This is a genomic window from Microlunatus flavus, assembly GCF_900110855.1.
Taxonomy (GTDB): Bacteria; Actinomycetota; Actinomycetes; order Propionibacteriales; family Propionibacteriaceae; genus Microlunatus; species Microlunatus flavus.
This window is the reverse complement of record NZ_FOFA01000008.1, coordinates 43,139-68,268: the sequence shown is the minus strand read 5'-3', so window position 1 is coordinate 68,268 and position 25,130 is coordinate 43,139. Positions and strand designations below refer to the sequence as shown.

26 protein-coding genes and 1 pseudogene are annotated in these 25,130 nt (G+C 73.9%); 21 read left to right on the top strand and 6 right to left on the bottom strand.

The window, feature by feature from the left end; all coding sequences use genetic code 11:
• Window positions 1-89: 89 nt before the first annotated feature.
• Complete coding sequence (locus BMY04_RS22870; RefSeq protein ID WP_170854193.1) at window positions 90-248, bottom strand: hypothetical protein; 159 nt, start codon at window positions 246-248, stop codon at window positions 90-92.
• A 123-nt stretch (window positions 249-371) separates the two neighbouring features.
• On the bottom strand, window positions 372-962 hold the full coding sequence (locus tag BMY04_RS16890; RefSeq protein WP_139209923.1) for a hypothetical protein: 591 nt from the start codon (window positions 960-962) through the stop codon (window positions 372-374).
• 109 nt (window positions 963-1,071) lie between these two features.
• Between BMY04_RS16890 and BMY04_RS16885 the strand changes: the two genes are divergently transcribed.
• The 5 genes from BMY04_RS16885 to BMY04_RS16865 all read left to right on the top strand — a co-directional run bounded on the left by BMY04_RS16885 (window position 1,072) and on the right by BMY04_RS16865 (window position 7,069).
• Entirely contained in the window at window positions 1,072-1,443 is a 372-nt protein-coding gene (locus tag BMY04_RS16885) for a hypothetical protein (RefSeq protein ID WP_139209921.1), read from the top strand.
• Between the two features lie 12 nt (window positions 1,444-1,455).
• Entirely contained in the window at window positions 1,456-4,203 is a 2,748-nt protein-coding gene (locus BMY04_RS23625; RefSeq protein WP_332452335.1) for an NAD-dependent succinate-semialdehyde dehydrogenase, read from the top strand.
• A gap of 268 nt (window positions 4,204-4,471) precedes the next feature.
• Window positions 4,472-5,035: an orotate phosphoribosyltransferase gene (gene pyrE / locus BMY04_RS16875; protein ID WP_091183732.1), complete on the top strand. Its 564-nt coding sequence runs from the start codon at window positions 4,472-4,474 to the stop codon at window positions 5,033-5,035.
• Window positions 5,036-5,122: 87 nt separating this feature from the next.
• A complete protein-coding gene (locus tag BMY04_RS16870; RefSeq protein ID WP_198410224.1) occupies window positions 5,123-6,034 on the top strand; it encodes a LemA family protein in 912 nt (303 codons plus the stop codon).
• 69 nt (window positions 6,035-6,103) lie between these two features.
• Window positions 6,104-7,069, top strand: coding sequence for an aldo/keto reductase (locus tag BMY04_RS16865; RefSeq protein ID WP_332452334.1), 966 nt, complete (start codon window positions 6,104-6,106; stop codon window positions 7,067-7,069).
• Window positions 7,070-7,194: 125 nt separating this feature from the next.
• Here the strand turns inward: BMY04_RS16865 and BMY04_RS16860 are convergent, their stop codons facing one another.
• On the bottom strand, window positions 7,195-7,872 hold the full coding sequence (locus BMY04_RS16860; protein WP_091184318.1) for a DedA family protein: 678 nt from the start codon (window positions 7,870-7,872) through the stop codon (window positions 7,195-7,197).
• Window positions 7,873-7,958: 86 nt separating this feature from the next.
• Here BMY04_RS16860 and BMY04_RS16855 point away from each other — a divergent pair, with 86 nt between their 5' ends.
• The 5 genes from BMY04_RS16855 (at window position 7,959) to BMY04_RS16835 (ending at window position 12,629) form a co-directional block, all read left to right on the top strand.
• Window positions 7,959-8,657, top strand: a complete 699-nt coding sequence (locus BMY04_RS16855) for a TrmH family RNA methyltransferase (RefSeq protein WP_408630466.1) — start codon at window positions 7,959-7,961, stop codon at window positions 8,655-8,657.
• 138 nt (window positions 8,658-8,795) lie between these two features.
• Window positions 8,796-9,563 (top strand): GntR family transcriptional regulator, encoded by a 768-nt coding sequence (locus BMY04_RS16850; protein WP_232506462.1) that lies wholly within the window; start codon window positions 8,796-8,798, stop codon window positions 9,561-9,563.
• Between the two features lie 77 nt (window positions 9,564-9,640).
• Window positions 9,641-10,228 carry a hypothetical protein gene (locus tag BMY04_RS16845; protein WP_091183728.1) on the top strand — a complete coding sequence of 196 codons (588 nt, stop codon included), beginning with the start codon at window positions 9,641-9,643 and terminating at the stop codon, window positions 10,226-10,228.
• A gap of 157 nt (window positions 10,229-10,385) precedes the next feature.
• The gene (fbaA, locus tag BMY04_RS16840; RefSeq protein ID WP_091183725.1) at window positions 10,386-11,417 is read left to right on the top strand and encodes a class II fructose-bisphosphate aldolase; all 1,032 of its coding nucleotides are present in this window, start codon (window positions 10,386-10,388) and stop codon (window positions 11,415-11,417) included.
• A 186-nt stretch (window positions 11,418-11,603) separates the two neighbouring features.
• Entirely contained in the window at window positions 11,604-12,629 is a 1,026-nt protein-coding gene (locus BMY04_RS16835; protein ID WP_139209919.1) for a magnesium transporter CorA family protein, read from the top strand.
• A 13-nt stretch (window positions 12,630-12,642) separates the two neighbouring features.
• Here BMY04_RS16835 and BMY04_RS16830 read toward each other — a convergent pair whose 3' ends face one another.
• On the bottom strand, window positions 12,643-13,863 hold the full coding sequence (locus BMY04_RS16830) for an acyltransferase family protein (RefSeq protein ID WP_091183715.1): 1,221 nt from the start codon (window positions 13,861-13,863) through the stop codon (window positions 12,643-12,645).
• Window positions 13,864-13,979: 116 nt separating this feature from the next.
• Between BMY04_RS16830 and BMY04_RS16825 the strand changes: the two genes are divergently transcribed.
• The 3 genes from BMY04_RS16825 to BMY04_RS16815 all read left to right on the top strand — a co-directional run bounded on the left by BMY04_RS16825 (window position 13,980) and on the right by BMY04_RS16815 (window position 16,966).
• Entirely contained in the window at window positions 13,980-14,438 is a 459-nt protein-coding gene (locus BMY04_RS16825; RefSeq protein ID WP_091183712.1) for a DUF3151 domain-containing protein, read from the top strand.
• A 153-nt stretch (window positions 14,439-14,591) separates the two neighbouring features.
• Window positions 14,592-15,878 (top strand): adenylosuccinate synthase, encoded by a 1,287-nt coding sequence (locus tag BMY04_RS16820; RefSeq protein ID WP_091183708.1) that lies wholly within the window; start codon window positions 14,592-14,594, stop codon window positions 15,876-15,878.
• Window positions 15,879-15,952: 74 nt separating this feature from the next.
• Complete coding sequence (locus BMY04_RS16815) at window positions 15,953-16,966, top strand: LacI family DNA-binding transcriptional regulator (protein WP_091183704.1); 1,014 nt, start codon at window positions 15,953-15,955, stop codon at window positions 16,964-16,966.
• Between the two features lie 10 nt (window positions 16,967-16,976).
• On the opposite strand, the gene BMY04_RS16810 is transcribed toward BMY04_RS16815, so the two are convergent.
• Window positions 16,977-18,272, bottom strand: a complete 1,296-nt coding sequence (locus tag BMY04_RS16810; RefSeq protein WP_091183702.1) for a glycoside hydrolase family 32 protein — start codon at window positions 18,270-18,272, stop codon at window positions 16,977-16,979.
• Between the two features lie 118 nt (window positions 18,273-18,390).
• Between BMY04_RS16810 and purD the strand changes: the two genes are divergently transcribed.
• The 6 genes from purD to BMY04_RS16780 all read left to right on the top strand — a co-directional run bounded on the left by purD (window position 18,391) and on the right by BMY04_RS16780 (window position 23,430).
• The gene (gene purD, locus BMY04_RS16805; RefSeq protein ID WP_091184305.1) at window positions 18,391-19,650 is read left to right on the top strand and encodes a phosphoribosylamine--glycine ligase; all 1,260 of its coding nucleotides are present in this window, start codon (window positions 18,391-18,393) and stop codon (window positions 19,648-19,650) included.
• Window positions 19,647-21,092, top strand: coding sequence for an adenylosuccinate lyase (gene purB / locus BMY04_RS16800; protein ID WP_091183699.1), 1,446 nt, complete (start codon window positions 19,647-19,649; stop codon window positions 21,090-21,092). The genes purD and purB overlap by 4 nt, the downstream gene beginning before the upstream one ends.
• Window positions 21,093-21,256: 164 nt before the next feature.
• Complete coding sequence (locus tag BMY04_RS16795; RefSeq protein ID WP_091183695.1) at window positions 21,257-21,871, top strand: TetR/AcrR family transcriptional regulator; 615 nt, start codon at window positions 21,257-21,259, stop codon at window positions 21,869-21,871.
• Window positions 21,852-22,265, top strand: a complete 414-nt coding sequence (locus tag BMY04_RS16790; protein ID WP_091183692.1) for a hypothetical protein — start codon at window positions 21,852-21,854, stop codon at window positions 22,263-22,265. The genes BMY04_RS16795 and BMY04_RS16790 overlap by 20 nt, the downstream gene beginning before the upstream one ends.
• On the top strand, window positions 22,262-22,762 hold the full coding sequence (locus BMY04_RS16785) for an alpha/beta hydrolase (RefSeq protein ID WP_091183688.1): 501 nt from the start codon (window positions 22,262-22,264) through the stop codon (window positions 22,760-22,762). The genes BMY04_RS16790 and BMY04_RS16785 overlap by 4 nt, the downstream gene beginning before the upstream one ends.
• 74 nt (window positions 22,763-22,836) lie before the next feature.
• Window positions 22,837-23,430, top strand: coding sequence for an alpha/beta fold hydrolase (locus BMY04_RS16780; RefSeq protein ID WP_091183685.1), 594 nt, complete (start codon window positions 22,837-22,839; stop codon window positions 23,428-23,430).
• On the opposite strand, the gene BMY04_RS16775 is transcribed toward BMY04_RS16780, so the two are convergent.
• Window positions 23,408-23,593, bottom strand: coding sequence for a PspC domain-containing protein (locus BMY04_RS16775; RefSeq protein WP_091183681.1), 186 nt, complete (start codon window positions 23,591-23,593; stop codon window positions 23,408-23,410). The genes BMY04_RS16780 and BMY04_RS16775 overlap by 23 nt on opposite strands.
• 116 nt (window positions 23,594-23,709) lie before the next feature.
• Here BMY04_RS16775 and BMY04_RS23715 point away from each other — a divergent pair, with 116 nt between their 5' ends.
• Window positions 23,710-24,615 carry a phosphoribosylaminoimidazolesuccinocarboxamide synthase gene (locus BMY04_RS23715; protein WP_232506461.1) on the top strand — a complete coding sequence of 302 codons (906 nt, stop codon included), beginning with the start codon at window positions 23,710-23,712 and terminating at the stop codon, window positions 24,613-24,615.
• A gap of 204 nt (window positions 24,616-24,819) precedes the next feature.
• Window positions 24,820-25,056 (top strand): annotated as a pseudogene (gene purS / locus BMY04_RS23710) (phosphoribosylformylglycinamidine synthase subunit PurS); the annotation flags it as partial.
• Window positions 25,057-25,130 lie beyond the last annotated feature (74 nt).

The window sequence follows — 25,130 nt, the reverse complement described above, 5'->3', positions numbered from 1 at the left end:
CGACCAGCGGCCCCGCGCTCAGCTGGTCGGTCGGACCGGTGCCGGAGAGCAGCCGCCCCGCGCACGGCTGTTCTCCGGAGGTCTCCGGGTCAGCCCGTCCGAGGACGACCGACGAGCACGCCGACGCCCAGCGCCAGCAGCAACGAGGCGTGCAGGAGGTGGACGAGGTCAGCGGTCGTCACGAGCAGGACGACGACGAGGACCAGGAAGGTCGCCGCGACGAGGGTCCGCAGGAGTCGAACGTTCATGGAGGGGTCTCCCGATTCGGTGGGACCGGGCCTCGACCGCAAGAGCGGGAAGCCCGGGTGACGCGGCTGTGCCGCGTCGCTGCCGGGCCAGGTGGCCGGGCAGCACCGGAGGGGTGGGAGAGGTCAGTCGGGGGCGAAGCCGGGCTGGCGCGCCAGCCGCCACGCGAAGTCGCGTGCGGTGGCGAGCGGCCCCAGGTCGCCGCCACGGTCGTCGCCGAGGGCGAAGATGGACTCGAGGAGCCCGAGGACGGAGGCGCTCGCGCCCCCGCACGTCACGGAACCGGAGGCTCCGGCCGCGACGCTGCTGCTGTGGGTGGGTCCGGACGGCGACAGGCCGACCGGGGCAGAGGCCGCGTCACCCACGTGGGGCAAGGCTTCGGCGGGGACCACGTCGGTCTCGGCTGGACCCGTACGGGACGACTGCGCCTGCGAGCGGCTGTGCCCCTCGCCCGAGACCCAGGCGTCGCCGCCGGAGGTCGCCGGGCCAGCGGTGGCGCTGCCGCCGGCACTCATCATCCCGATGTTGGCCGACGACGCCGTCACCGGAGCCGGCGGGACGATCGGGAGGGGGAACCCGGGCCCGTCGTCGCCCGGCAGCGGAGCCGGGTCGAGGACCGTGCCGGGCAGGGTCGTGCCGGGCGGCGTCACGACCGGGCTGCCGTCCACCGGCGGCAGGCCGGGGGTCACGACGGGAACCGTGGGGTCCGTCGTCACCGGGGGCGTCGTCCCCGGGTCGGTGGAGCCGGGGTCGGTGGACGTGCCGCCGTCGGTGGGCGTTCCGGGGTCGGTGCTGCCGCCACCGTCGGTGGGCGTTCCCGGGTCGGTGCTGCTGCCGCCGTCGTCGGTGCTGCTGCCGCCGTCGTCGGTGCCGTTGCCAGATCCGTTGCCGTTGTCGCTGCTGCCGCCGTTGTCGCTGCTGCCGCCGTTGCCGTTGTCGGTGCCGGATCCGTTGCCGTCGTTGTCGCCCGACCCGCTGCCGTTGTCGTCGCCCGATCCGCTGCCGCCGGTGCTGTGCGTCGGCGGCGTGCTCGAGCTGTCGCCGGGGGCCGGCGTCGAGGACCCGGAGCCCGGGTCGCTCGTGGGCTGGCTCGTGGGCTGGCTCGTCGGCTGGCTCGTCGGCTGGCTCGTCGGCTGGCTCGTCGGCTGGGTGGTCGGCTGGGTGGTCGGCTGGGTGGTCGGCTGGGTGGTCGGCTGAGTGGTCGGCTGAGTGGTCGGGTCAGCGGTCGGCGTGGAGCTCGGCTCGGGCGCGGACGTCTTCGACGGGTCCGTCGTGGGCTCGGTCGTGGAGGCGGCGGTCGGCTCGGTGCTCGCCCCGCTCGTCGCCGTCGGCTCGCTGGTCGGCGCCGGAGCGGGCTCCGTCGTGGCGCCCGTGCCCGGGTCTGCGGTGGCGGTGCTGGACGGCTCGGGCGAGGTCGTCGCGCTCGGGTCGGCGGTCGGCTCGTCCGTCGGGTCAGCGGTCGGCGAGCTGCTCGGCTCCGCGGAGGTAGATGTGGTCGGCTCGGCGCTGGTGGTCGGCTCCGCGCTGGCGGCGGGCTCGCTGCTGGCCTGGCCGGAGGGGCTCGTGCTGGGCTCGTCGGAGGAGTCCGTACCGGTCGCCGGCGCCGTGCTGGCGTCCGGAGCCGGCGCGCTCGTGGTCGGCTCGTCCGCCTGGTCGGCCTGTTCGGCGTCGTGGCTCGCCGGCTCCTGCTCGGACTCGGCCGGGCTCGACGTCGGCTTCTCGTCCGTCGTGGTCGACGCCTCGGAGCGCTGGTGCTTCTTCGCGCTGGCGTGCTTCGTGCTGGTCGTGTGCTTCTTCGTGGTCGCGTGCGTCTTGGTGCTGCTCGCCGCCTTCTCCGAGCTGCTCGACGCCGTGCTCCTGGCCGTCGAGCTCTTCGCCGTCGAGCTCTTGGCCGCCGTGCTCTTGGCCGTCGAGCGGCTCCGCGAGGTGCTGGTGGAGGACTTCGTGCTCGTCGAGGTGGTCCGCTTGGAGGTGCCCGACGGCCGCGACGCGGTGCTGGCCGAGGCCTTCCGCGGCGGCTTGGCGTCGCTGCTGGACGCGTGCGAGCCCGAACCGGACGAAGCCGAGGAATCGGAACCGCCGTCGGACGAGGAGCTGCCGTCGGACGAGGAGCTGCTGTCGGACGAGGAGCTGCTGCCGGACGAGGAGCTCGACGACGAGGAGTCGTCGGAGCTCGTGTCGGCCTGGGCGGGTCGGCCCATCAGGACGAGGCCGACGACCACCAGCCCGACCAGGAGCGTGGCCCGGAGCATCCACGAGCGCAGGTCGACCACCGCAGCGACCCCGCCGGCGGCGGTGCGCTGCCGCTCCGGGTCACCGAGCCGCACGTTGTCGATCCGATCGGTCGAGGGCCAGATCGGGCACGACCTGGTTCTGACGAGCTACACGCGAAACGAAGTGTGCCATCAACCGACCTCTGCGAGCGAGCCTTCACGCACTTCGACCTATCGTCAGGCTCACCAACCGAGACGAAGGGGGGCCGAGATGGCCGCGTCAGCCGAGGACACGCTGCTCCGGAGCGTCCCGACGGGGTTGTTCGTCGGCGGTGAGTGGCGGGCCTCGTCGAACGGCCGGTCCTTCGCGGTGGACGACCCGGCGACGGGCTCGACACTGGCGGAGGTCGCCGACGGGACCGCCGAGGACGCGGCGGCCGCCATGGACGCGGCGGCCGAGGCCGCCGGATCCTGGGCGCGGACCGCGCCCCGTGAACGGTCGGACATCCTGCGCCGGACCTTCGACGCCGTACGGGCGCGTGCCGACGACTTCGCGCTCCTCATGACCCTCGAGATGGGCAAGCCGCTGGCCGAGGCGGCCGGCGAGGTGACGTACGGCAACGAGTTCCTGCGCTGGTTCTCCGAGGAGGCCGTGCGGATCGGGGGCCGCTTCGGGCCCAACCCGGAGGGCACGGGGCGGATGCTCGTCTCGCGCCACCCGGTCGGCCCGTGCCACCTCATCACCCCCTGGAACTTCCCGCTGGCGATGGCGACCCGCAAGGTCGGGCCGGCGCTGGCGGCGGGGTGCACGGCCGTCATCAAGCCGGCCGACCTGACGCCGCTGACCACGCTGCTGCTCATCCAGGTCCTCACCGAGGCGGGGCTGCCGCCCGGTGTCCTGAACGTCGTCACCACCACCGACCCGGGCGCGGTGTCGGGCACGGTCATCGCCGACCCGCGGCTGCGCAAGCTCAGCTTCACGGGCTCGACGCCGGTCGGCCGCCGGCTCCTGGCCCAGGCCGCCGAGGGGGTGCTGCGCACCTCGATGGAGCTGGGCGGCAACGCGCCCTTCGTGGTCTTCGCCGACGCCGACGTCGACAAGGCGGTGGACGGGGCGATGCTGGCCAAGTTCCGGAACATCGGCGAGGCCTGCACCGCCGCCAACCGCTTCATCGTGGCCGCGGAGGTGGCCGACGAGTTCACGGCCAAGGTCACAGCCCGGGTCCAGGCGATGCGCGTCGGTCGCGGCACCGAGGAGGGCGTGCAGGTCGGACCGCTCATCAACGAGAAGGCCCGGGAGAAGGCCGACACCCTCGTCTCCGACGCCGTCGGGCGCGGTGCGGAGGTCGTGACCGGTGGGCACCGCGTCGACGGCCCGGGCACGTTCTACGAGCCCACCGTGGTCACGGGCGTCCGTCCCGGGAGCCGCATCCTCGCCGAGGAGATCTTCGGACCCGTCCTCGCCGTCGCGACCTTCACCGACGAGGAGGAAGGCGTCGCACTCGCGAACGACACCGAGTACGGGCTGGTGGCCTACGCGTACACCCGCGACCTCGCCCGGGCGATGCGCCTGGTGGACGCCCTCGAGACGGGGATGGTCGGGATCAACACCGGGGTCGTCTCCAACGCCGCGGCGCCCTTCGGGGGCGTCAAGCAGTCCGGCCTCGGCCGCGAGGGCGGGCTCGAGGGGATCGCGGAGTACCTCGAGACGCGCTACACGCTCATCCCCGACCCCTGGGGCTGAACGCGCCCCTTGTGCGGCGTCTGCCCTGGTCAGAGGCGTCTCCCCACCGGTAACTTTCCACCGGTGATCGGTCGGGAGTTGCGCGGGGCGGTCCGAGGTCCCAGCGACTGCGCGCAGACCAGGCGCCGCGCCGGCGTGTCACCCCGGTTCGTGCGCACTCGCCGCAAGCAGGGCCGGCGCCGCCGCCAGGGCAGCAGCCGACCACCTGAAGGCCGAGGTCGGAGGGACAGGTGCCGGCGGTGGTCCGACTCCCCTAGGGTCGGGGCTCGTGAACGCGCCACGTCCGAACACCGACGACCTCGTCTACCTCATCCGCCGGATCGCGGAGCTGGCGATCGTGCGAGGGCGGGTGACGCTGTCCTCGGGGCGCGAGGCCGACTACTACGTCGACATGCGCCGGGTGACCCTCGACGGCCTCACCGCCCCGGTGATCGGTCGCGTGATGCGCGCCCTGGTCGCCGACTTGACCTTCGACGCCGTCGGCGGGCTGACGCTCGGCGCCGACCCCGTCGCCACGTCGATGCTGCACGCCGCCGCCGCGCAGGCGGAGGTGCTCGACGCGTTCGTGGTGCGCAAGAGCGAGAAGGCCCACGGGCTCCAGCGCCGGATCGAGGGGTCCCCGGTCGAGGGCCGCCGCGTGCTCGTCGTGGAGGACACCTCGACCACCGGGGCCTCCGCGCTGACCGCGGTCGAGGCCCTGCGGGCCGAGGGGGCCGAGGTGGTCGGCGTCGCCGTGGTCGTGGACCGCGACACCGGTGCGCGCGAGAAGGTGCTCGCCGAGGGGCTGGACTACCGCTGGGCGGTCTCGGCCGCCGACCTCGGGCTGGCCTGACCGCAGTGCGCTGACCGGTGCCGGTGGTCCGCGCCGCCGGACCTGCGACCCACTAGCCTGAGCCGACCGAACTCTGACGGAGGCACCGTGTCCGCGATCGTCATCGTGATCATCCTGCTCGTCCTCGTCGTGATCCTCGCCCTCGTGGGCTTCTCGATGTACAACGGCTTCGTCAAGTCCCGGAACCTGATCCAGGAGTCCTGGCGCCAGGTCGACGTCGAGCTGAACCGCCGCTACGAGCTGCTGCCCAACCTGGTCGAGACCGTCCGGGCGTACGCGGCGCACGAGCGCAACACGCTCGAGGACGTCACCCGGCTGCGCAACCAGGCGGCCCAGGTCGCCCAGTCCGACGCGCAGTCGAGCCCGAACGGCCTGCCGAGCCCGCAGCGCTCGCAGGTCGAGGAGCAGCTGTCGGGCGCGGTGCGCAACCTCATCGTCAGCGTCGAGGCCTACCCCGACCTCAAGAGCAACCAGAACTTCCTCGAGCTGCAGCGCCAGCTGACCGAGACCGAGGACCGCATCGCCAACGGCCGGCGCTACTACAACGCCAACGTCGCGGCGTACAACACCCGGGTCGAGTCGGTCCCCAGCAACATCATCGCCGGGCTGGCCCACTTCGAGAAGGCGACCTACTTCGAGGTCAACGACCCGGCCGTCCGCCAGGCGCCGAGCATCTCCTTCGGCGAGATCGCCTACCGCGGCGACCAGCCGGGCTCGTTCCAGCAGCCGCCCGCCCAGGGCCAGTTCGGCCAGGGCCAGCCCCAGCAGGCGCTGCCGCCGCAGCAGCGCCCCGACGACCAGCTCCCGGACCCGCAGTCGTCCGGGGGCTACACGCCGCCCTCGTACGCGCCGCCGGCCCAGCCGGGTGGGCAGCAGGGCGGCTACACCCCGCCGAGCCAGGGTGGTCAGCAGGGACCTGGCGGCTACCAGCCGCCGAGCCAGGGCGGCCAGGGCGGCCAGCAGGGACCCGGCGGCTACCAGCCGCCGCAGACCTCCTAGGGCCGGTCCCACCGCCCAGCCCCTGACCCCTGCCCCGGGCGAGCACGCGGCGGCGCATAGCGTCGCTTCGTGACCGACACCCAGCAGGACATGACCTACCGACAGCTCGGCACCTCCGGCCTCACGGTCTCGGTGGTGGGCATCGGCTGCAACAACTTCGGTGGCCGGATGGCCGACGAGGACGTGCCCACCGTGGTGGACGCGGCCATCGACGCCGGCATCACCCTCTTCGACACCGCCGACATCTACGGCGGATCCGGTGGCCCGGGCCGGTCGGAGGAGCTGCTCGGGCAGGCGCTCAAGGGCAAGCGCGACTCCGTGGTGCTGGCGACCAAGTTCGGCATGGACATGCAGGGCGCCAACGGGCCCGACTGGGGCGTGCGCGGCTCGCGCCGCTACATCCGCCTCGCCGTCGAGTCCAGCCTGCGCCGTCTGCAGACCGACTGGATCGACCTCTACCAGATGCACCGGCCCGACCCGCTGACGCCGATCGAGGAGACGCTCGAGACGCTCACCGACCTCGTCCGCGAGGGCAAGGTGCGCTACCTCGGCTCCTCCAACTTCGCGGGCTGGCAGGTGCTCGACGCCGACTGGACCGCGCGGACCGGCGGCCTCGAGCCGTTCGTCTCGGACCAGTCGGAGTACTCCTGGCTGTCGCGCGGGATCGAGGCCGAGCTGGTCCCGGCGCTCGAGCACACCGGCAAGGGCCTGCTCCCGTACTTCCCGCTGGCCTCCGGCCTGCTGACCGGCAAGTACAAGCGCGGCGCCGAGGCGCCGAGCGGCAGCCGTCTCGCCGGCCAGGCCGACCGGCTCGCCGAGGCCGACTTCGACACCATCGAGGCGCTCGAGAAGTTCGCCGCCAACCGCGGGATCTCGATGCTCCAGGTCGCCGTCGGCGGCCTCGCCGCGATGCCCACGGTCGGTTCGGTGATCGCCGGCGCGACGTCGGTCGAGCAGGTCCGCAGCAACGTCGAGGCCGGCACCTGGCAGCCGGGCGTCGACGACCTGGACGAGCTGCAGCGCCTCACCGCCTGAGCCCCGCCCGGGTGACCACTGGTCAGCAGGGGGGGCGCCGCAAGCCGGCGAACGCCCCGCACCTGACCAGCGGTCACCCTGCGGGAGCCGTACGCCGGCGGGCCGTGCGCCTGGTGGCGGAGGGGTTAGTCGGTGGTGCGCGCCGGGGACTCGGTGGGCACCGAGGTCGGGACGGCGGAGGGGACGGCGGCGGCCTCGCGGGCGTTCTTGCGGCGGGCCAGGAGGTACTCCACGCCCATCGGGATGAGCGAGACCAGCACGATCGCCACGAGGACGGCGTCGATGTTGTTCTTGATGAAGCCGACGTTGCCGAGGAAGTAGCCGAGCGTCGTGACCCCCACCGCCCAGAGGACGCCGCCGATCGCGGTGTAGGCGATGAAGCGTCGGAAGTCCATGCGGCTCACCCCGGCGACCAGGGTGACGAAGGTGCGCACGATCGGCACGAAGCGGGCCAGGATCAACGCCCTCGAGCCGTACTTGTCGAAGAAGCCGCGCGTGCGCTCGACGTGCTTGGGGTCCAGGACGCGACCCACGAGCCCGGCGCGCGGCTTGAACAGCGGCGGACCGATCCAGCGCCCGATCCAGTAGCCGGTGACGTTGCCGAGCACGGCGGCCACGGTGAGCACGAGGCAGACGAAGACCATGCTGTGCGGGACGACGCCGGTGGCGGTGAGGATGCCGACGGTGAAGAGCAGCGAGTCGCCGGGCAGGATGGCGAAGAGCCCGCACTCCGCGAAGACGACGAAGGCCACGCCCCACAGCGCCCACGGGCCGAAGGCGCGGACGATCTGCTCGGGGTCCATCCAGGACGGGAGCAGGAGGGGCACCAGGCCTGGGAGGAGGTCGGGACTCACGCGGGGTCACGCTACCGTCCTGACCTGTGCGCCCGCTGTACGACGATCCGGCTGGTCTGTCGCAGAGCGTCCCCGCTGGCGCCGGCGCCGGTTCCGGCAGCGAGGCCGGGGAGCCGACGGATCCGCAGGACCCCACCGCAGGCCCCGGCGTTGGTCCGTACGAGGGCCCCTGGCCCGACGACCCGCGCCTCGACCCCGAGCTCCTCGCGGCCGGTGACCGGCGCAACGTGCTCGACCGCTACCGCTACTGGCGCCTGGACGCGATCGTCGCCGACCTCGACACCCGCCGCGCGCCGCTCCACGTCGCGATCCAGAACTGGGAGCACGACTTCAACATCGGCTCGATCGTCCGCACGGCCAACGCCTTCAACGTCGCGGCCGTGCACGTCGTCGGGCGGCGCCGCTGGAACCGTCGCGGCGCCATGGTCACCGACCGCTACCTCCACGTGGAGCACCACCCCGACGTGGCGGGGCTGGTGGCCGCGACCCGCGCGGCCGGGCTCACGCTCGTGGGCGTCGACAACCTGCCCGGTGCGGTGCCGCTCGAACCCGTCGAGCTGCCCCGCGCCTGCTGCCTGGTCTTCGGCTCCGAGGGTCCCGGCCTGACCGAGGAGATGGTGGCGGCGTGCGAACGGCTCGTCGCGATCACGCAGCACGGCTCCACCCGCTCGCTGAACGCCGGCGCCGCGGCGGCCATCGCGATGTACCACTGGTCGCGGCGCTGGGCGGCCTGAGCCCGAGGGCGACTCGCGCGCGACGCTTCGGTGAACGACCGTCGCCGGACCTGTGCAGCGACCTCAGGGCGACGCATACTGGTCCGTACTGGTCCGGACCAGTCAGACGGGGCCCGGCCGTGACGAGGAGGTCGCGCGGTGCCGCAGGAGCGCAGGTCGGTCGCCCTGGTCGACTTCGGACGACCGGCGTCGGTGGCGCCCACGAAGCGGGCCCAGGTCCGCGGGATCCTCGAGCAGCTGATCGACACCGAGCTCGCGCCGGGCGACGCGATCCCCTCCGAGCGGGCGCTGGTCACCCGGCTCGGGGTCAGCCGGGTGACGGTCCGCCAGGCGATCGCCGACCTCGTCGAGGGCGGCGTCCTCGAACGGGTCCACGGCAAGGGGACGTACGTCACGGGCCCGCAGGTCGACTCCCGGCTGCACCTGACCTCCTTCTCGCGGGAGATGCGCGACCGTGGCCTGATCCCGGCCACCGTGGTGCTCTCGGCGCGCGAGGAGGCGGCCGACGACGAGGTGGCGTACGCGCTGCGCATCCGCCCCGGCCGGGCGGTCGTCCGGGTCGAACGGCTGCGGACCGCCGACGGGACGCCGATGGCGTACGAGGTCGGCAACTACCCCTCCGCCCTCTTCCCGGGGCTGCTCGACCGCGAGCTGGGCTCGCTCTACGACGTCTTCGCCGCCGAGTACGGCGTGGTCGTCACCAGCGGCGAGCAGACGGTGCGGGCCGAGGCGGCCGACGCGCACCAGGCCCGGGTGCTGGGGATCGCCAAGCGTGCGCCGCTGCTGGTGCAGGAGCGGGTGACCTACGCCGGCGACCGGGTCGTTGAGCTGGCGACCTCGGCCTACCGGGCCGACCGCTACCGGATCCACATGGCCATCACCCCGCGCGGCGCCCGCGAGGGCTGAGGCCCGGACCTCGCGCACCCGGCCCTCGACCTGCTGCTCGGGCCCCGGGTGTCCCCGGCGTCGGGCACCATGGACGGGTGAGCGCAGCGAGCGTCGTGCCCGGCGGGACCGGCACCCCCGGCCCCGAGGGCTGGGGACCGATCGGCGAGCTGCTGCTGCCCTACGACCCGGTCACCCTCGGCGAGACCGTACGCAGGCGTCGGCGCAAGCTCGTCGGGAGGCTGATCAGCCTCGGCGTCAGCCTGGCGATCCTGGGCGGGATCCTGGCCTGGCAGTGGGACACGATCCGCACCCAGGGCGCCGTCTACTGGGTCTTCCTCGCCGTCGTCATGCTCGTCAACCTCGTCCCCCTCGCCCTCGTGCTGGCCGGCTTCCTGCGCGCCCGCAAGGAGCTGCGCTCGGTCCCGGAAGGCATTGCGGTGCGGATGGGACGGCCCGGCGTGGTCGTCGGCACCGCCTTCGCGCGGTGGTCCGACGTCGAGGCGCTCGAGGTCGTGCCCGGCGGCCTCGGACGCGCCGACCGGCTGCGGCTGCGCACGGCGGCCGGGGACCGCGGCGTGGTGCCCCTCGACCAGGTCGTCGTCCACCCGGCCACCCTGGACAGCACCGCGAGGGCGTACTCCGCGGGCCGCCGGGGCGTCGACCTCAGCCGCCTCGACAACTGACGCACGGTCGACGGGGAGCGGCGGCGGCGCTCTCGCGGGGAAAAGCCCGGTCGGCAGCACCCTGGCGCTGCTGCGAGACTGGGGCCGTTGGCCACCGCCGCCGGAGCGGTGGCGCCACCTCCGGAACGCTCCGAGACCGCACACGAAAGGGGCACCCATGCCCATCGCCACGCCCGAGGTCTACGCGCAGATGCTCGACGCGGCCAAGGCCGGAAAGTTCGCCTACCCCGCGATCAACGTCAGCTCCTCGCAGACCCTGAACGCCGCGCTGCAGGGCTTCACCGAGGCCGGCTCCGACGGCATCATCCAGATCTCCACCGGCGGCGCCGAGTACGCGTCCGGCCCGACCGTCAAGGACAAGGTCACCGGCTCGGTGGCGCTCGCGCAGTACGCGCACGAGGTCGCCAAGGGCTACCCGGTCACCGTCGCGCTGCACACCGACCACTGCCCCAAGAACAACCTCGACTCGTTCGTCCGCCCGCTGCTGGCGATCTCGACCGAGCGCGTCCAGAACGGCGGCCTGCCGCTCTTCCAGTCGCACATGTGGGACGGCTCCGCGGTCGAGCTCGAGGAGAACCTCTCCATCGCCGAGGAGCTGCTGGCCAAGTGCGCCGCGGCCAACGTCATCCTCGAGATCGAGGTCGGCGTCGTCGGCGGCGAGGAGGACGGCGTCAGCCACGAGATCAACGAGAAGCTCTACACGACCCCGGGCGACGGCCTGCGGACCGTCGAGGTCCTCGGCTCCGGCGAGAAGGGCCGCTACCTGACGGCGCTCACCTTCGGCAACGTGCACGGCGTCTACAAGCCGGGTGCGGTCAAGCTGCGCCCCGAGGTCCTGCGCGACATCCAGAAGGAGGTCGGCGACAAGATCGGCAAGGCCGACCCCTTCGACCTCGTCTTCCACGGCGGCTCGGGCTCCACGCTCGAGGAGATCCAGGCGGCCGTCGACTACGGCGTCATCAAGATGAACATCGACACCGACACCCAGTACGCGTTCAGCCGCCCGGTCGCGGCGCACATGTTCACGAACTACGACGGCGTCCTGAAGGTCGACGGCGAGGTCGGCAGCAAGAAGGCGTACGACCCGCGCGCCTGGGGCAAGGCGGCCGAGTCCGGCATGGCCGCCCGCATCGTCGAGGCCTGCGAGCACCTGCGCAGCCAGGGCACGTCTCTCTCGCAGAAGGCGTAGCCAGGCTGGTCGCGTCCAGCGACCACGTACCCGTACGAACCGCTGACTCCCGACACCCGATCATGCCGATCGGGTGTCGGGAGTCAGCGGTTCCTGCCCCTGCAGGGAGTGGGGGCCGCGCACCGGCGGCCAGCGGACCGGAGCGCCGGGTCCCCCGAGCGTGGCGAGGTCTCTAGGCTGGACCCCGTGACTGTCGACGTCCGCCCGGGGCCAGCGCCGCTGTCCCGGGTGTGGACGCCGCGGGGCGTGATCGCCGAGGACCTGCAGGGCGAGGACCTGGGCGACGTCCTGGAGATGCACTCCGACGCGTTCGCCTGGTGGGTGCTGCCCAAGAGCGAGCGCTACGCGGAGCACGAGCTGCGCGGGGCGGCCGACGCCATGGGCCTGGACGGGCTCGTGGTCAAGGACCTGCTGGCGCTGGACGGGCGGGCCAAGTTCGAGGAGATCGGCTCGGCGAGGATCATCACGACCAACGTCGTCGCGCTCGACCCGGAGGCGGTGGAGCTGCGGACGCACCCCGTGGCGGTCGTCGCCACCGACCGGCTGCTGATCTGCCTGGTCGACCCCACGCCGGACTTCCGGCCCGCCGAGCTCCTCACCGGGCACGCCGACCACCTCACGACCGGAGGCACGGACGCGGCGCTGCGCGAGCTGATGATGGCGGTGGTCGCCGGCTACGACGAGGTCGCCACCTGGCTCGAGGATGCGAGCGACGCCCTCGGGGAGCAGCTCACGGCGCTCGAACCGCTGAGCAAGGCCGGCCAGCTGCGCGCCTTCCACCTGCGGACGGTCCTGTCCCGGCTGCGGCGGGTGACCGACCCCATGCGCACGGTGATGGCCGACGTGACGGCGAGCCCGCCGGTGCCGCCCGGCAAGAAGGGCGGCGCCTCCTCCCAGGTGCGCCGTCGGTGGCTCATGATCAGCGAGCACCACACGCGCGTCGCCAACGCGGTCGACGCGCTGCGCGAGGCCCTGCAGTCGGTCGTCGCGACGAGCCTGTCGCTGTCGGACGCGCAGGGCAACGAGACGATGAAGAAGCTGTCCGGCTGGGCCGCCATCATCGCCGTCCCGACCTTGATCAGCGGGTTCGTCGGCATGAACGTGCTCGTCCCGCTCACCGGCAGCCGCGCCGGGTTCTGGATCTACCTGGCGGTGATGGTGGTCGCCGCCGTCGTGCTGTACCTGGTCTTCAAGCTCAAGCGCTGGGTCTGACTCAGCCCGCCGGTCAGCGGCCGACGTCGGCCGTGACCCGGGTGCGGGCGACGACCCACGCGCGCAGGCGCTGCGGCCAGGTCCGGTCCATGCACGGGCGCTCGACGAGCACGAAGAAGACCGCGGACACGGCGACGACGAACGGGACCATGACCAGCGCCTGCACGGCGAGGTCGAGGCCGTAGACGCCGGTCGGCGCGAGGTCCTTCGTCACGAAGAGCGTGTTGTTCAGGAGCACGTTGTGCAGCAGGTAGATCGAGTAGCACATGCCGCCCACGGTGGTCACGAGCGGGACGCGCAGGAAGGCGTTCAGCACGACTCCGCGGAACGCCGCGAGGCAGACCACGAGAAAGAGCCAGGGCAGTGCGAGCTCGGCGGCCACCCACCGTGCCGGCGTGTCCGACGGCAGCCAGGTCGCCACCCCGGTGCCGGTGTGCAGCAAGACCACCAGCGGCACCGTCGCGAGCGCCAGCGCGTCCCAGAGCAGGCTGCGCGGCCGGCGGAGCTGCCCGGAGACCATCAGGTCGGCCAGCAGGAAGCCGACCAGGAAGTACTGGGCGAACCGCAGCAGCGTGTTCTCCAGGTGCGGGCTGACCCCCGCCAGCTGCGGGCCGACGAGGGACGTCAGCACGACGGCGGCGACGATCACCGTGCGCCGGACCGCGGGGGACCGGATCGCCAGGAGCAGGGTCAGCCAGGGCACCAGCAGGTAGAACTGGATCTCCACCTCCAGCGACCACGCGACGTTGTTGATCACGCTGTCGCGGGCGTACACGAGGTCGTGGACGTAGAGCAGGCTGGCGAGCAGGTGCGGCGCGAGGGCCGCGGGGCTGCGGCCGTGCACGACGACCAGCAGCAGGAAGCAGCCGATCATCACCAGCGCGTACGGCGGCTCGAGGCGGGTCAGCCGGCGCAGGAAGTAGGCGCGCAGGCTCACCGGGCGCTCGCCGAGGAGGTGGTGGCGGGCGAACGGCAGCGCGAGCACCAGGCCGGACACGATGAAGAACAGCTGCACGCCCAGCTCGCCCGAGCGCAGCGCCAGGTGCAGCGGGTCGCCCGGCACCGGGTAGGCGAAGGCCGTCGGGTTCCGGCTCGCGAGGTTGATCGCGAGGTGGAAGGCGATCACGGCCATCACGGCGAGGAACCGCAGCCCGTCGACCTCGGGGACGAAGGTCTCGCGGGTCGTGACCCGGGAGAAGCGCGCCAGGAACCGCGGGTGCCGGTCCTGCTGCATGGACGAGATCTCAGCACACAACGGTGACGCAGGTGTTTCGAAGCAAGAACTGCCCGCGCCCGCAGCCGGGGTGGACGACGGCTCCCCGGCCACGACCTGGGCCTAGCCTCGAGGTCATGAGCGAGCGCACCCGCGAGAACCTCCTGGCGCACGGGCCGGGCACCCCCGACACCCTGCTGCCCGCCGACCCGGCCGCCGGCCTGCTGGGCGACGGTGCCGGCGCCGGTCCGGACGCCGTCGTCGACGCGGTCCGCACGCACCCGGACTCCTCGCTGGCCTGGGCGCTGCTCGCCGAGGGCGCGCTCGCCGCGAGCACTCGGGAGGCCGACGTGCAGGCGTACGCGTACGCCCGGACCGGCTACCACCGCGGGCTCGACGCGCTGCGCCGCTCGGGGTGGCGGGGCGCCGGGCCGGTGCCGTGGGAGCACGAGGCCAACCGGGGCTTCCTGCGTGCGCTGTGGGCCCTGAGCGTGGCCGCCGGCCGGTTCGGCGAGACGGCGGAGGAGGAGCGCTGCGCCCAGTTCCTGCGCGACTCGTCGGCGACCGGGTACGAGGTCCTCGCCCGGCAGGGCTGAGGCCCGCGGGCTCCGAGACGACGGCCCGGCCGGCGCGGGGATGACCGCGTGCGGGTCCGTCCGGTAGCCTCTGGTCGCAAGAGTCCCCCAGGCGATCGCCTGAGGGACTTCACTCTTTGGCGCGCGGGGCGCGTCGAGAAGGGCGGCGATCACATGCCGGGCATCGTTGTGGTGGGCTCCCAGTGGGGCGACGAGGGCAAGGGCAAGGCGACCGACCAGCTCGGTGACCGCGTCGACTTCTGCGTCCGTTACTCGGGCGGGAACAACGCCGGACACACCATCGTCGTCGGCGGCGAGCGCTACGCGCTCCACCTGCTGCCGTCGGGGATCCTCAACCCGGGCTGCGTCCCGGTCATCGGCAACGGCGTGGTCATCGACCTCGACGTGCTGTTCAGCGAGATCGAGGGGCTGGAGGCCCGCGGCGTCGAGGCGGCCTCGTCGCTGCTCGTCTCCGCCAACGCGCACCTGATCGCCAGCTACCACCAGGTGATCGACAAGGTGACCGAACGGTTCCTGGGCAAGCGCCGCATCGGCACCACGGGTCGCGGCGTCGGCCCGGCGTACGCCGACAAGGTCAACCGCATCGGCCTGCGCGTGCAGGACCTCTTCGACCCCGAGCTGCTCGCCAGCAAGGTCGAGGCGTCGCTGGAGCAGAAGAACCACCTGCTCGCGAAGGTCTACAACCGCCGGGCGATCGACCCGGCCGAGGTCACCGAGCACCTGCTCTCGTACGCCGACCGCGTCCGCCCGCACGTCGCCGACGTCTCCAAGGTGCTCAACGACGCCCTGGACGAGGGCCAGGTCGTGCTGTTCGAGGGGGCCCAGGCCCACCACCTCGACGTCGACCACGGCACGTACCCCTACGTCACGTCGTCCAACCCGGTCGCCGCCGGCGCCTGCGTCGGTTCCGGGGTCGGTCCGACCCGCATCGACCGCGTGATCGGCATCGCGAAGGCCTACACGACCCGCGTCGGCGAGGGCCCGATGCCGACCGAGCTGCTCGACGACGACGGCGAGCGGCTGCGTCAGGCGGGCGCGGAGTTCGGCACGACCACCGGCCGGCCGCGGCGCTGCGGGTGGTTCGACGCCGTCGTGGTGCAGGCCGCGGCGCGGGCGAACGCCTTCACCGACGTCTTCCTCACCAAGCTCGACATCCTCACCGGCTGGGACCGCATCCCGGTCTGCGTCGGCTACGAGGTCGACGGGCGGCGCCTCGACGCGATGCCGCTGACCCAGTCGGAGTTCGCGCGGGCCGTGCCGGTCTACGAGGAGCTCGACGGCTGGACCGAGGACATCAGCGGCTGCCGCGCGTTCGACGACCTGCCGAAGAACACGCAGGCCTACGTGAACCGGCTCGAGGAGCTGTGCGGCGCCCCGATCTCGGGCATCGGCGTCGGGCCGGACCGCGAGCAGTCGATCGTCATCCGCGATCTGCTGTGAGGCGGAGCGACCCGGGCGCCGTGCTCCGCTCTTTGGGTTGAGCACCGAAGGAATAAATTCCCTAGTCTGACGCCATGACGCGCCGAGCGACTGCGCAGGACGTGGCCGACCTGGCCGGCGTCTCGCGCAGCACGGTCTCCCTGGTGCTCAACGGCCGCGCCGACGGCAACATCTCGCGGGCCAAGCAGGAGGCCGTGCGCGACGCCGCCGAGCAGCTGCGCTACACGCCCAACGCGGTGGCGCTGAGCCTGCGCAGCAAGCGCACCGAGACCATCGGCGTCCTCACCTGGCCGGACCGCCGGCACATGCCGCTGGCGCTGCTGGGCGCGGTCTACACGGCGGCCAGCCGTGCGGGCTACCTGCTGATGATGGTGGACGCCGTGCAGCGGCCCGGCCAGGTCGACGCGCTCCTCGACCGCCGCGTCGACGGGTTCGTGGTCGTCGCCCCCGAGCTCACCGCCTTCGCCGTCCCCGAGGCCGTCGCGTCCGTCCCCGTCGTCATGGTCAACTGCTTCGACGAGTCGCTCGCGGCCTCCTCCCTCGTGCCCGACGAGGTCGGCGCGGGCGCCAGCGCGGCCCGGCTGCTGCTCGACGCGGGCCACCGAGAGCTCGCGGTGCTGACCGGCGACGGCCTGGCCGGCGAGCGGCGCGTGCTGGGCGTGCGCCGCACCGCGGCGAACGCGGGCCTCGTCGAGCCCGTCGTGCTCGCCGCCGGCCACAGCGTCGACGACGGGTACGCCGCGGCCCGCCGGCTGCTGCAGTCCGACCTGCCGCCGACCGGCTTCGTCTGCACCCACGAGCGGCTGGCGCTGGGCGCGCTGCTGGCCGCGGCCGACCTCGGACTGCGGGTGCCCGACGACGTCTCGCTGGTCAGCCTGGACGACGGGGAGGACCTCGCGGGCCTGCTGGTGCCGCCGGTCGGCCGCGTCGAGCGGCCCGACGAGGTGATCGCCGCCCACGCCATCGAGCTGCTCGTCGACCAGCTGCGCCACGGCCGTACGGACGTGCGGCGGCTGAGCTTCGTGTGCCCGGTGCAGCCCGGCAGCTCCATCGGCCCGCCCCGGCTGCGGGCCGCGCCGACGGGCTAGGCGGATCGGGTCAGGACGCCGCGGCCGCGGGCAGCGCGAGCGGCCAGAGCGTGAGGCAGGCCGGGTCCACGTCGACCGTCCAGCAGGTGGAGGCCGTCGGGTAGGCCCGTTCGGTGCGGGTCTGCCCGCCGCGGAAGTGCTCGACGATGCTGCCGTCGACGAGCACGGTGGTCGGCACCTCCGCCGAGCCGCCGACGTCGAGGGTGAACACCTCGTGGTCCCCCTCGAGCAGCCGGAGCCGGCCGGCGCCGAGGCAGCGGAGCTCGAAGGCGTCCGTCCCGATCGCCGCGCCCGGGGCGGCCGGCTCGCCCCGCAGGGACGTCAGCTCGCGGGCGGGGCGGGCGCCGAGCGCGCCGTCGGCCTCGAGGTAGAGCTCGCGCGGGAACGTCAGCACGCCGGCCCAGCCGGCGGCGCGCACCTGCTCCTCGCTGCGCCCGACCTCCCAGGCCCACCCCCACACGAGGGTCCGGTCGCCGTCGGGCAGCACCTGCGGGGCGTAGAAGGCCGCGCCGCGGTCGAGCACGCAGCCCGAGGTCGCGACGAACCTCAGGCCCGGGCCGTCGGGCTGCAGGTCGCCGACGAGGTAGCGGACGCCGGCCAGCTCGTGCTGCTCGTCGACCCAGCGCCACAGCGAGACCAGCAGGACCCAGCGCTCGCCGCCCGCGGGGTCGGGCAGGCGTACGAGGTTGGGGCACTCCCAGAGGTTCGCGCCGGCCACGGCGGCCGCGACGGGGTCGTCGTCGGTCAGGAGCGGGCCGAGGTCCACCCAGTGCTCCAGGTCGTCCGCGGCCCACAGCAGCAGGCTCGGCCGGCCGTGGCGTGACCCGGCCCCCTGCACGACGTAGCGGTGCCCGTCGACGTGGACCACGAAGGGGTCGCGCACCTCCTCCACGCCCTCGACGAACGGCGGCCCGGCGACGAACGACGTCCCGGCCGTCCACGTGAGCAGCGAGCGGTCGCTGCGGGCGAGCAGCGCGCCCGCCTCCTGCGCGTGCCCCGGAACGGCCGTGAAGACCGCGGTGGGGGTGCCGGCGTCGTCGGTGACGCAGCCGCTCCAGCAGCCGGCCGCGTCCGGCGTCCCGGGCTGCGGCACCAGCGCCGGCGGGTGCTCGGTCCACGTGAGCAGGTCCGTCGAGCTGGCGTGGCCCCAGTGGATGTCGCCGTGCACGGGCGCGTACGGGTTGTGCTGGAAGAACACGTGGTAGGTCCCGTCCACGCGGCACAGGCCGTTCGGGTCGTTGACCCAGCCCTCGCGGGGGCGGACGTGCAGGCGGGGGAGCTCGGGACCGGGCTCGGGCGCGTGCATCTCGGCACCCTAGCGGCGTACGGCGTGCCCGGTCTGCTCGCACCCGTGACCGGGGCTGCGGTTCGGTGGTCGGCGCCACGGCCCCCGCTCGGTAGGCTTGCGCGACGTGCCTGACCCGCTGCGTGTGCTCGTCCTCGGTTCCGGCGGCCGCGAGCACGCGCTCGCGCTGGCGCTGGCCCGTGACCCCGGAGTCGGCGAGGTCCACGTCGCCCCGGGCAACCCCGGCACCGCCGAGGTCGCCACCAACCACGCGGTCGACCCGCTCGACGGCGCTGCGGTCAGCGGGCTGGCCCGCCGGCTCGGCGTCGACCTCGTGGTCGTCGGCCCGGAGGCGCCGCTCGTGCTCGGCGTCGCCGACGCCGTCCGCGCCGCCGGCGTCGCCTGCTTCGGCCCGTCCGCCGCGGCCGCCCAGCTCGAGGGCAGCAAGGCCTTCGCCAAGGACGTCATGGACATCGCCGGCGTCCCGACGGCCGCCGCGCGCCTGTGCCGCGACCTCGACGCCGTGGCGGCGGCGCTGGACCACTTCGGCCCGCCCTACGTCGTCAAGGACGACGGCCTCGCCGCCGGCAAGGGCGTGGTGGTGACCGACGACCGCGAGGCGGCTCTCGCCCACGCGGCCGGCTGCGAGCGCGTCGTCGTCGAGGAGTTCCTCGACGGCCCCGAGGTCAGCCTCTTCGCCCTGACCGACGGCCGCTCGGTGCGCGCGATGCAGCCGGCGCAGGACTTCAAGCGCGTGGGCGACGGTGACGCCGGGCCGAACACCGGCGGCATGGGCGCGTACACGCCCCTGCCCTGGGCCCCGCCGGACCTCGTGGAGGAGGTGACGCGGCGGGTCCTCGAGCCGACGGTGCGGGAGATGGCCCGCCGGGGCGTCCCCTTCAGCGGGCTCCTCTACGCGGGCCTGGCGCTGACGGCCGCGGGAGTACGGGTGGTCGAGTTCAACGCACGGTTCGGCGACCCGGAGACCCAGCCCCTGCTGGCCCGGCTGCGGACCCCGCTCGGCCGGCTGCTGCACGCCGCGGCCACGGGGACGCTCGGCGAGGAGCCGGAGCTGGAGTGGTCCGACGACGCCGCGGTCGGCGTCGTGCTGGCCGCGCGCGGCTACCCGGGGACGCCGACCCTCGGCGACGCCGTGACCGGGCTCGACACCGTCGCCGCGACGGGCGCGTCCGTCGTCCAGGCCGGCACCGCGTACGGGCCCGACGGCGCGGTCGTCAGCAGCGGTGGGCGCGTGCTCACCGTCGTCGGCACCGGCGCCGACCTCGCCGCCGCGCGCGCCGTCGCGTACGCCGGCCTCGAGCGCCTCGGCCTCGAAGGTTCCTTCCACCGCCACGACATCGCCGAGGCCGCAGCGCTCGGCCAGCAGGAGGACCGATGAGCGTCCCCAACGTCCTCGCGAACCGCTACGCGTCGCCCCAGATGCGGGCGGTGTGGTCCCCGGAGAACAAGGTCGTCGCCGAGCGGCGGCTCTGGCTCGCCGTGCTCGCGGCGCAGCGCGACCTCGGCGTCGCCGTGGGGGTCGAGGGGGGCGGCGGCGAGGACCCCGACGCGGTCATCGCCGCGTACGAGCGCGTCGTCGACGACGTCGACCTGGCCTCGATCGCCGCCCGCGAGCGGGTCACCCGGCACGACGTGAAGGCGCGCATCGAGGAGTTCAACGCGCTCGCCGGGCACGAGCAGGTGCACAAGGGCATGACCTCGCGCGACCTGACCGAGAACGTCGAGCAGCTCCAGATCCGCTCGGCGCTGGAGATCGTGCGCGACCGCGTCGTCTCCGCGCTGGTCCGGCTGGGGGAGCGGGCGGCGCAGTACGCCGACCTGCCGATGGCCGGCCGTTCGCACAACGTCGCCGCGCAGGTGACGACCCTGGGCAAGCGGTTCGCGACCGTGGCCAACGAGCTCCTCGTCGCGTACGCCCGGGTCGAGGAGCTGCTGGCGCGCTACCCGCTGCGCGGCATCAAGGGGCCGGTCGGGACGGCGCAGGACATGCTCGACCTCGTCGACGGCGACGCCACCCGGCTGGAGGCGCTGGAGCAGCGCGTCGCCGAGCACCTCGGCTTCGGCTCGGTGCTGGTCAGCACCGGCCAGGTCTACCCGCGCTCGCTCGACTACGAGGTCGTCACCGCGCTGGCCCAGGTCGCGGCCGCCCCGTCGAACCTCGCCACGTCGATCCGGCTGATGGCCGGCCTCGAGCTGGTGACCGAGGGCTTCCAGCCCGGCCAGGTCGGCTCCAGCGCCATGCCGCACAAGATGAACACCCGCTCCTGCGAGCGGGTCAACGGCCTCGCCGTCGTCGTCCGCGGCTACGTCTCGATGGTCGGCGAGCTCGCCGGCGACCAGTGGAACGAGGGCGACGTCTCCGACTCCGTCGTGCGCCGCATCGCGCTGCCCGACGCGTTCTTCGCCATCGACGGTCTGTTCGAGACGTTCCTGACCGTGCTCGAGGACTTCGGCGCGTTCCCCGCGGTCATCGAGGCCGAGCTGCGCCGCTACCTGCCGTTCCTCGCGACGACGAAGGTCCTCATGGCGGCGGTACGCCACGGCACCGGCCGCGAGACCGCGCACGAGGCGATCAAGGAGCACGCGGTGGCCGTCGCGCTGCGCATGCGCGAGAGCGGCGGCGGCAACGACCTCGTCGACCGCCTCGCCGCCGACGAACGCCTCGGCATGACGCGCGAGGCCCTCGAAGCCGCGCTCGCCGACCCGATCGAGCTCACCGGCACCGCGCGCGCCCAGGTCGCGACGCTGGTCGCCCGCATCGACGACGTCGCCGCCAAGCACCCGGACGCCGCCGCGTACGTTCCTGGCCCAGTCCTCTAGGTCCGGCTCGGGCCGCCGCCGTCGGCCCGCACTTGTCCGAGGTTCCTCGTGCTCTACCCGTCCTGCAGGTGTGGCAGAGCGCGTGCATTTCACGACAACGTGAAATGCACGAGCCGGCCCACCAGGTCTTGCCAACGGTAACTTGACGGCGGTAACTTCGCCGGGTGAGTCAACCGGCGCGGACGTACCACCACGGGGACCTGCGCGCCCAGCTGCTGGCCCGGGCGGCGGAGCTCGTCGCCCGGGACGGGGCCGAGGCCTTCAGCCTGCGGGCCGTCGCCGCCGAGCTCGGCGTCAGCCACACCGCGCCCCGGCACCACTTCGGCGACCGGCTCGGCGTGTTCACCGCGCTCGCCGCCGAGGGCTACACCCTGCTGTCCGAGGCGCTGGAGACGGCGGCGCCGCTGGGGTTCGCCGAGGTCGGCGCGGCTTACGTGCTCTTCGCCGTCAGCCACCCGGGCCACTTCGCCGTCATGCACGCCCCGGACCTGGTGCACGGCGACGACCCGGCGCTCGCGGCGGCGGCGTCGCGGGCCAACCGTCAGCTCGTCGACGGCGTCGCCGACGTCGCGCCGGGGACCCGCGACCAGGTCGCCGTCAAGGCGGCGGCCGCGTGGGCGCTGGTCCACGGCCTCGCGACCCTCGCGCTGAGCGGGGCCCTCGAGCGAGACCGCCTCATGGGCAGCGGGCTCGGCGACCTGCACCACCTCGTGCTGCGGGCCACCTCGCTGCTCGACCTGACCCGCGACGGAGAGATCGATGACCCTTTCCAGCTCTGAGCTCGTGACGGCCGGCGTCGTCCTGCTGCTCGTCGTGACCGTCGCGTACGGGGGGACGTTCGTCCTGCGGGTCACCACCGGGCAGCAGCCCGCCAACGAGCTGCAGCGCTCCTTCTTCCGCGCCGGCCACGCCCACGCGGCCGTGCTGATCGTCCTCGGGCTGCTCGTCCTGGTCCTGGTGAGCAGCCCGGGCGTGCCCGGCTGGTCGCGGTTCGGCGCGTCCGGGGTGCTGTGGGCCGCGGTCCTCATGCCGGCCGGCTTCTTCCTCTCCGTGCTCGGGCGCGACCCGCACCGGCCGTCCCGGCTGCTGGTGCTGCTCTGGCTGGGCGCGGCCGTGCTCACCGCCGGCCTCGTCTGCGCGGGCGTCGGCCTGGTGCTCGCCGGGACGCGGTGACCCACCCGGAAGCCCAGCCGGCGGTCGACCGGCTCGAGGCGGGTCCGCGCGGACGACCGCGCCCCGAGCTCGTCCGGCGCGTCGTGCGCGCTCTCTTCGCCGCACTGGTGACGTGGCTGCTGCTGGCGGTCCTCTCGATCGCGACGGCGACCGGCTGGCGCCCGCCCGAGCGGGTGACGCCGCTCGAAGTCGCGCCGCTCCCGGTCGTGCCCATCTGGGTCCAGCACCTGCCGTACGCCTTCGTCGACCGCGTCGACACCGTCACCGCGTCGGGCCTCCCGGCCCGGGTCGTGCGCCCCCGCGGTGCCGAGGGCACGATCCCCGGCGTCGTGCTCGTCGACGGTCCCGGCCCGACGACGCGCGACGACCTGGCCGACGAGGCCGAGGCCCTCGCCCGCGGCGGGCTGGCCGTGCTGACCTACGACAAGCGCACCGAGGGCTACGGCCCGCTGCGGCGCAGCTACGACCGGCTGCCGACGACGCGCTGGGCGCCCTGACCACCGTCGCCCGCCAGCCGGGGGTCGACCCCGGGCGAGTCGGGCTGCTCGGGTTCAGCGAGGGCAGCTGGGTCGTGCCGATCGCCGCCGCCCGCGAGCCCGGACGGGTCGCGTTCACGGTGCTCGTCTCGGCGCCGGTGGTGACGCCGCTCGAACAGGCGTCGTGGGTGGTGGACCGGCGACTCTCGGCGCTCCCCGGTGCGGTCCGCGGGGGCGCCGCGGCGGCGCTCGGCCTGGGCGGACCGGTCGCCCCCTGGCTGAGCACGGACGTCGCACCGGCCCTAGCCGCCGGGGGCCAGCCGTCGTACGCGCTGTGGGGTGCCGACGACGCGACCGTTCCGGTCGCGGTGGCCGCGGGGCGCTACCGCGCGGCGGTGGGCACCCGGGGCCGGGTCGAGGTGGTGGCCGGGGCCGGGCACCGGATCGGCGTCGGCAGCGGCTGGGCGGAACGGGTGTCGGACTGGGTCCGCCAGGGCTACCCCGGCGACCTGCAGGTGCGCGGCGGTCAGCCCGCCCGGCTGGTCGGGCTGCCTGCGCTGCCCCGGCCGGGCTGGCCCGCCGACCCCCGCGTGGGGCTCGGGCTGGCGGCGCTCGTGGCGCTCGCCGTGGGCGCCCGGCCGGGACGGCGCAGGCTCGGCCGCAGCGTCAGGAGCGCTCGTTCGGGATGAGGATCCAGCCGGCGAGGTAGATCAGGATCTGCGGGCCGGGCAGCAGCATGCTGACGAGGAAGATCACCCGCACCAGGAAGGGGCTGATCCCGAACCGGTTGCCGATCGCGGCGCACACCCCCGCGACGACGCGGCCGTGACGAGGGCGGGAGAGCGAGGACATGAGGTGCCTTCCTTCGGGTGGGGGACCGGGTCGGTCCGAGCTCCACTGTGCCGTCCGGGAGGGCCTTGGCACCAGGCTAGGGTGGCCCGATCATGGACGAGCCAGGGTCTGCCTCCGTGCCCTCCCTCGGCGGCTTCGCCGGGGTCCTGGACCTGCCGCTGCTCCACGTCGGCAAGGTCCGCGAGCTGTACGCGTACGACCGCCCCGACGGGCACGGCCCCGCCGGCTCGGCCCTGCTGATGGTCGCCACCGACCGGATCAGCGCCTTCGACTTCGTCCTGGACAGCCTCGTGCCGGACAAGGGCGCGGTGCTCACCCAGCTGTCGCAGTGGTGGTTCGCCCAGCTCGGCGACCTCGTCGAGAACCACGTGCTCTCGACCGAGGTCCCCGAGGCGGTCCGCGGCCGGGCCGTGGTGTGCGAGCGCCTGGAGATGGTTCCGGTCGAGTGCGTGGCGCGGGGCTACCTGACCGGGTCGGGCTGGGTCGAGTACCAGCAGTCCCGCTCGGTGTGCGGCGTGCCGCTGCCCGACGGGCTCGTCGACGGCTCCCGGCTGCCGGAGCCGATCTTCACGCCCGCGACCAAGGCGGCGTTCGGCGAGCACGACGAGAACGTCGACTTCGCCACCATGGTCGAGACCACGGGCCAGGCGCTCGGCGAGCAGCTGCGCGACGTGACGCTCGCGGTGTACGGCCGCGCCGAGGCCGTCGCCCGCGAGCGCGGCCTGGTGCTGGCCGACACCAAGCTCGAGCTCGGCCGCCGCGCCGACGGCACGCTCGTGCTCGCCGACGAGGTCCTCACGCCGGACTCCTCGCGCTACTGGGACGCCGCCACCTGGGCGCCCGGCGCGCGGCTCGACTCCTTCGACAAGCAGTTCGTCCGCAACTGGCTGCTCCACGAGTCCGGCTGGGACCGCGGTTCCGGTGCCGCGCCGCCGCCCGTGCCCGCGCAGGTCCTCGCCGACACCCGCCAGCGCTACCTCGACGCGTACGAGCGCCTGACCGGGACGGCCTTCTCCGCCTGACCCGGACCGCGTAGCACCCCGAAGACCGGCCGCACCAGGGCGCTTGAGCCCGGCTTGCGCGGGTCCTTGCATTTCACGATGTCGTGAAATGCACCGGCTCTGCACAGGCTGCAGGACGTGCAGAGCACGAGCAACCTGTGCAGAGCCGGTCCGGGCTGGCGCGCGAAAGCGGCGCTGGGCGCCGGAGTCCCTAGAATCAGGGCCATGGCACGCGTGGTGGTCGACGTCATGCCCAAGCCCGAGATCCTGGACCCGCAGGGCAAGGCGGTGACCGGCGCGCTGGGCCGGCTCGGCTTCTCCGGGCTCGCGGTGCGGCAGGGCAAGCGGTTCGAGATCGAGGTCGACGGCGAGGTGACGCCCGACCGGCTGGCCGACATCGAGCGTGCGGCGGAGACGCTGCTCGCCAACACGGTCATCGAGACGTACGACGTCCGCGTCGAGACCGACGTCGCGGGAACCGTCGACGAGGCGGCCCCGACCGCGCAGGGCGGGACCGACCACCCCGGCCACGACGT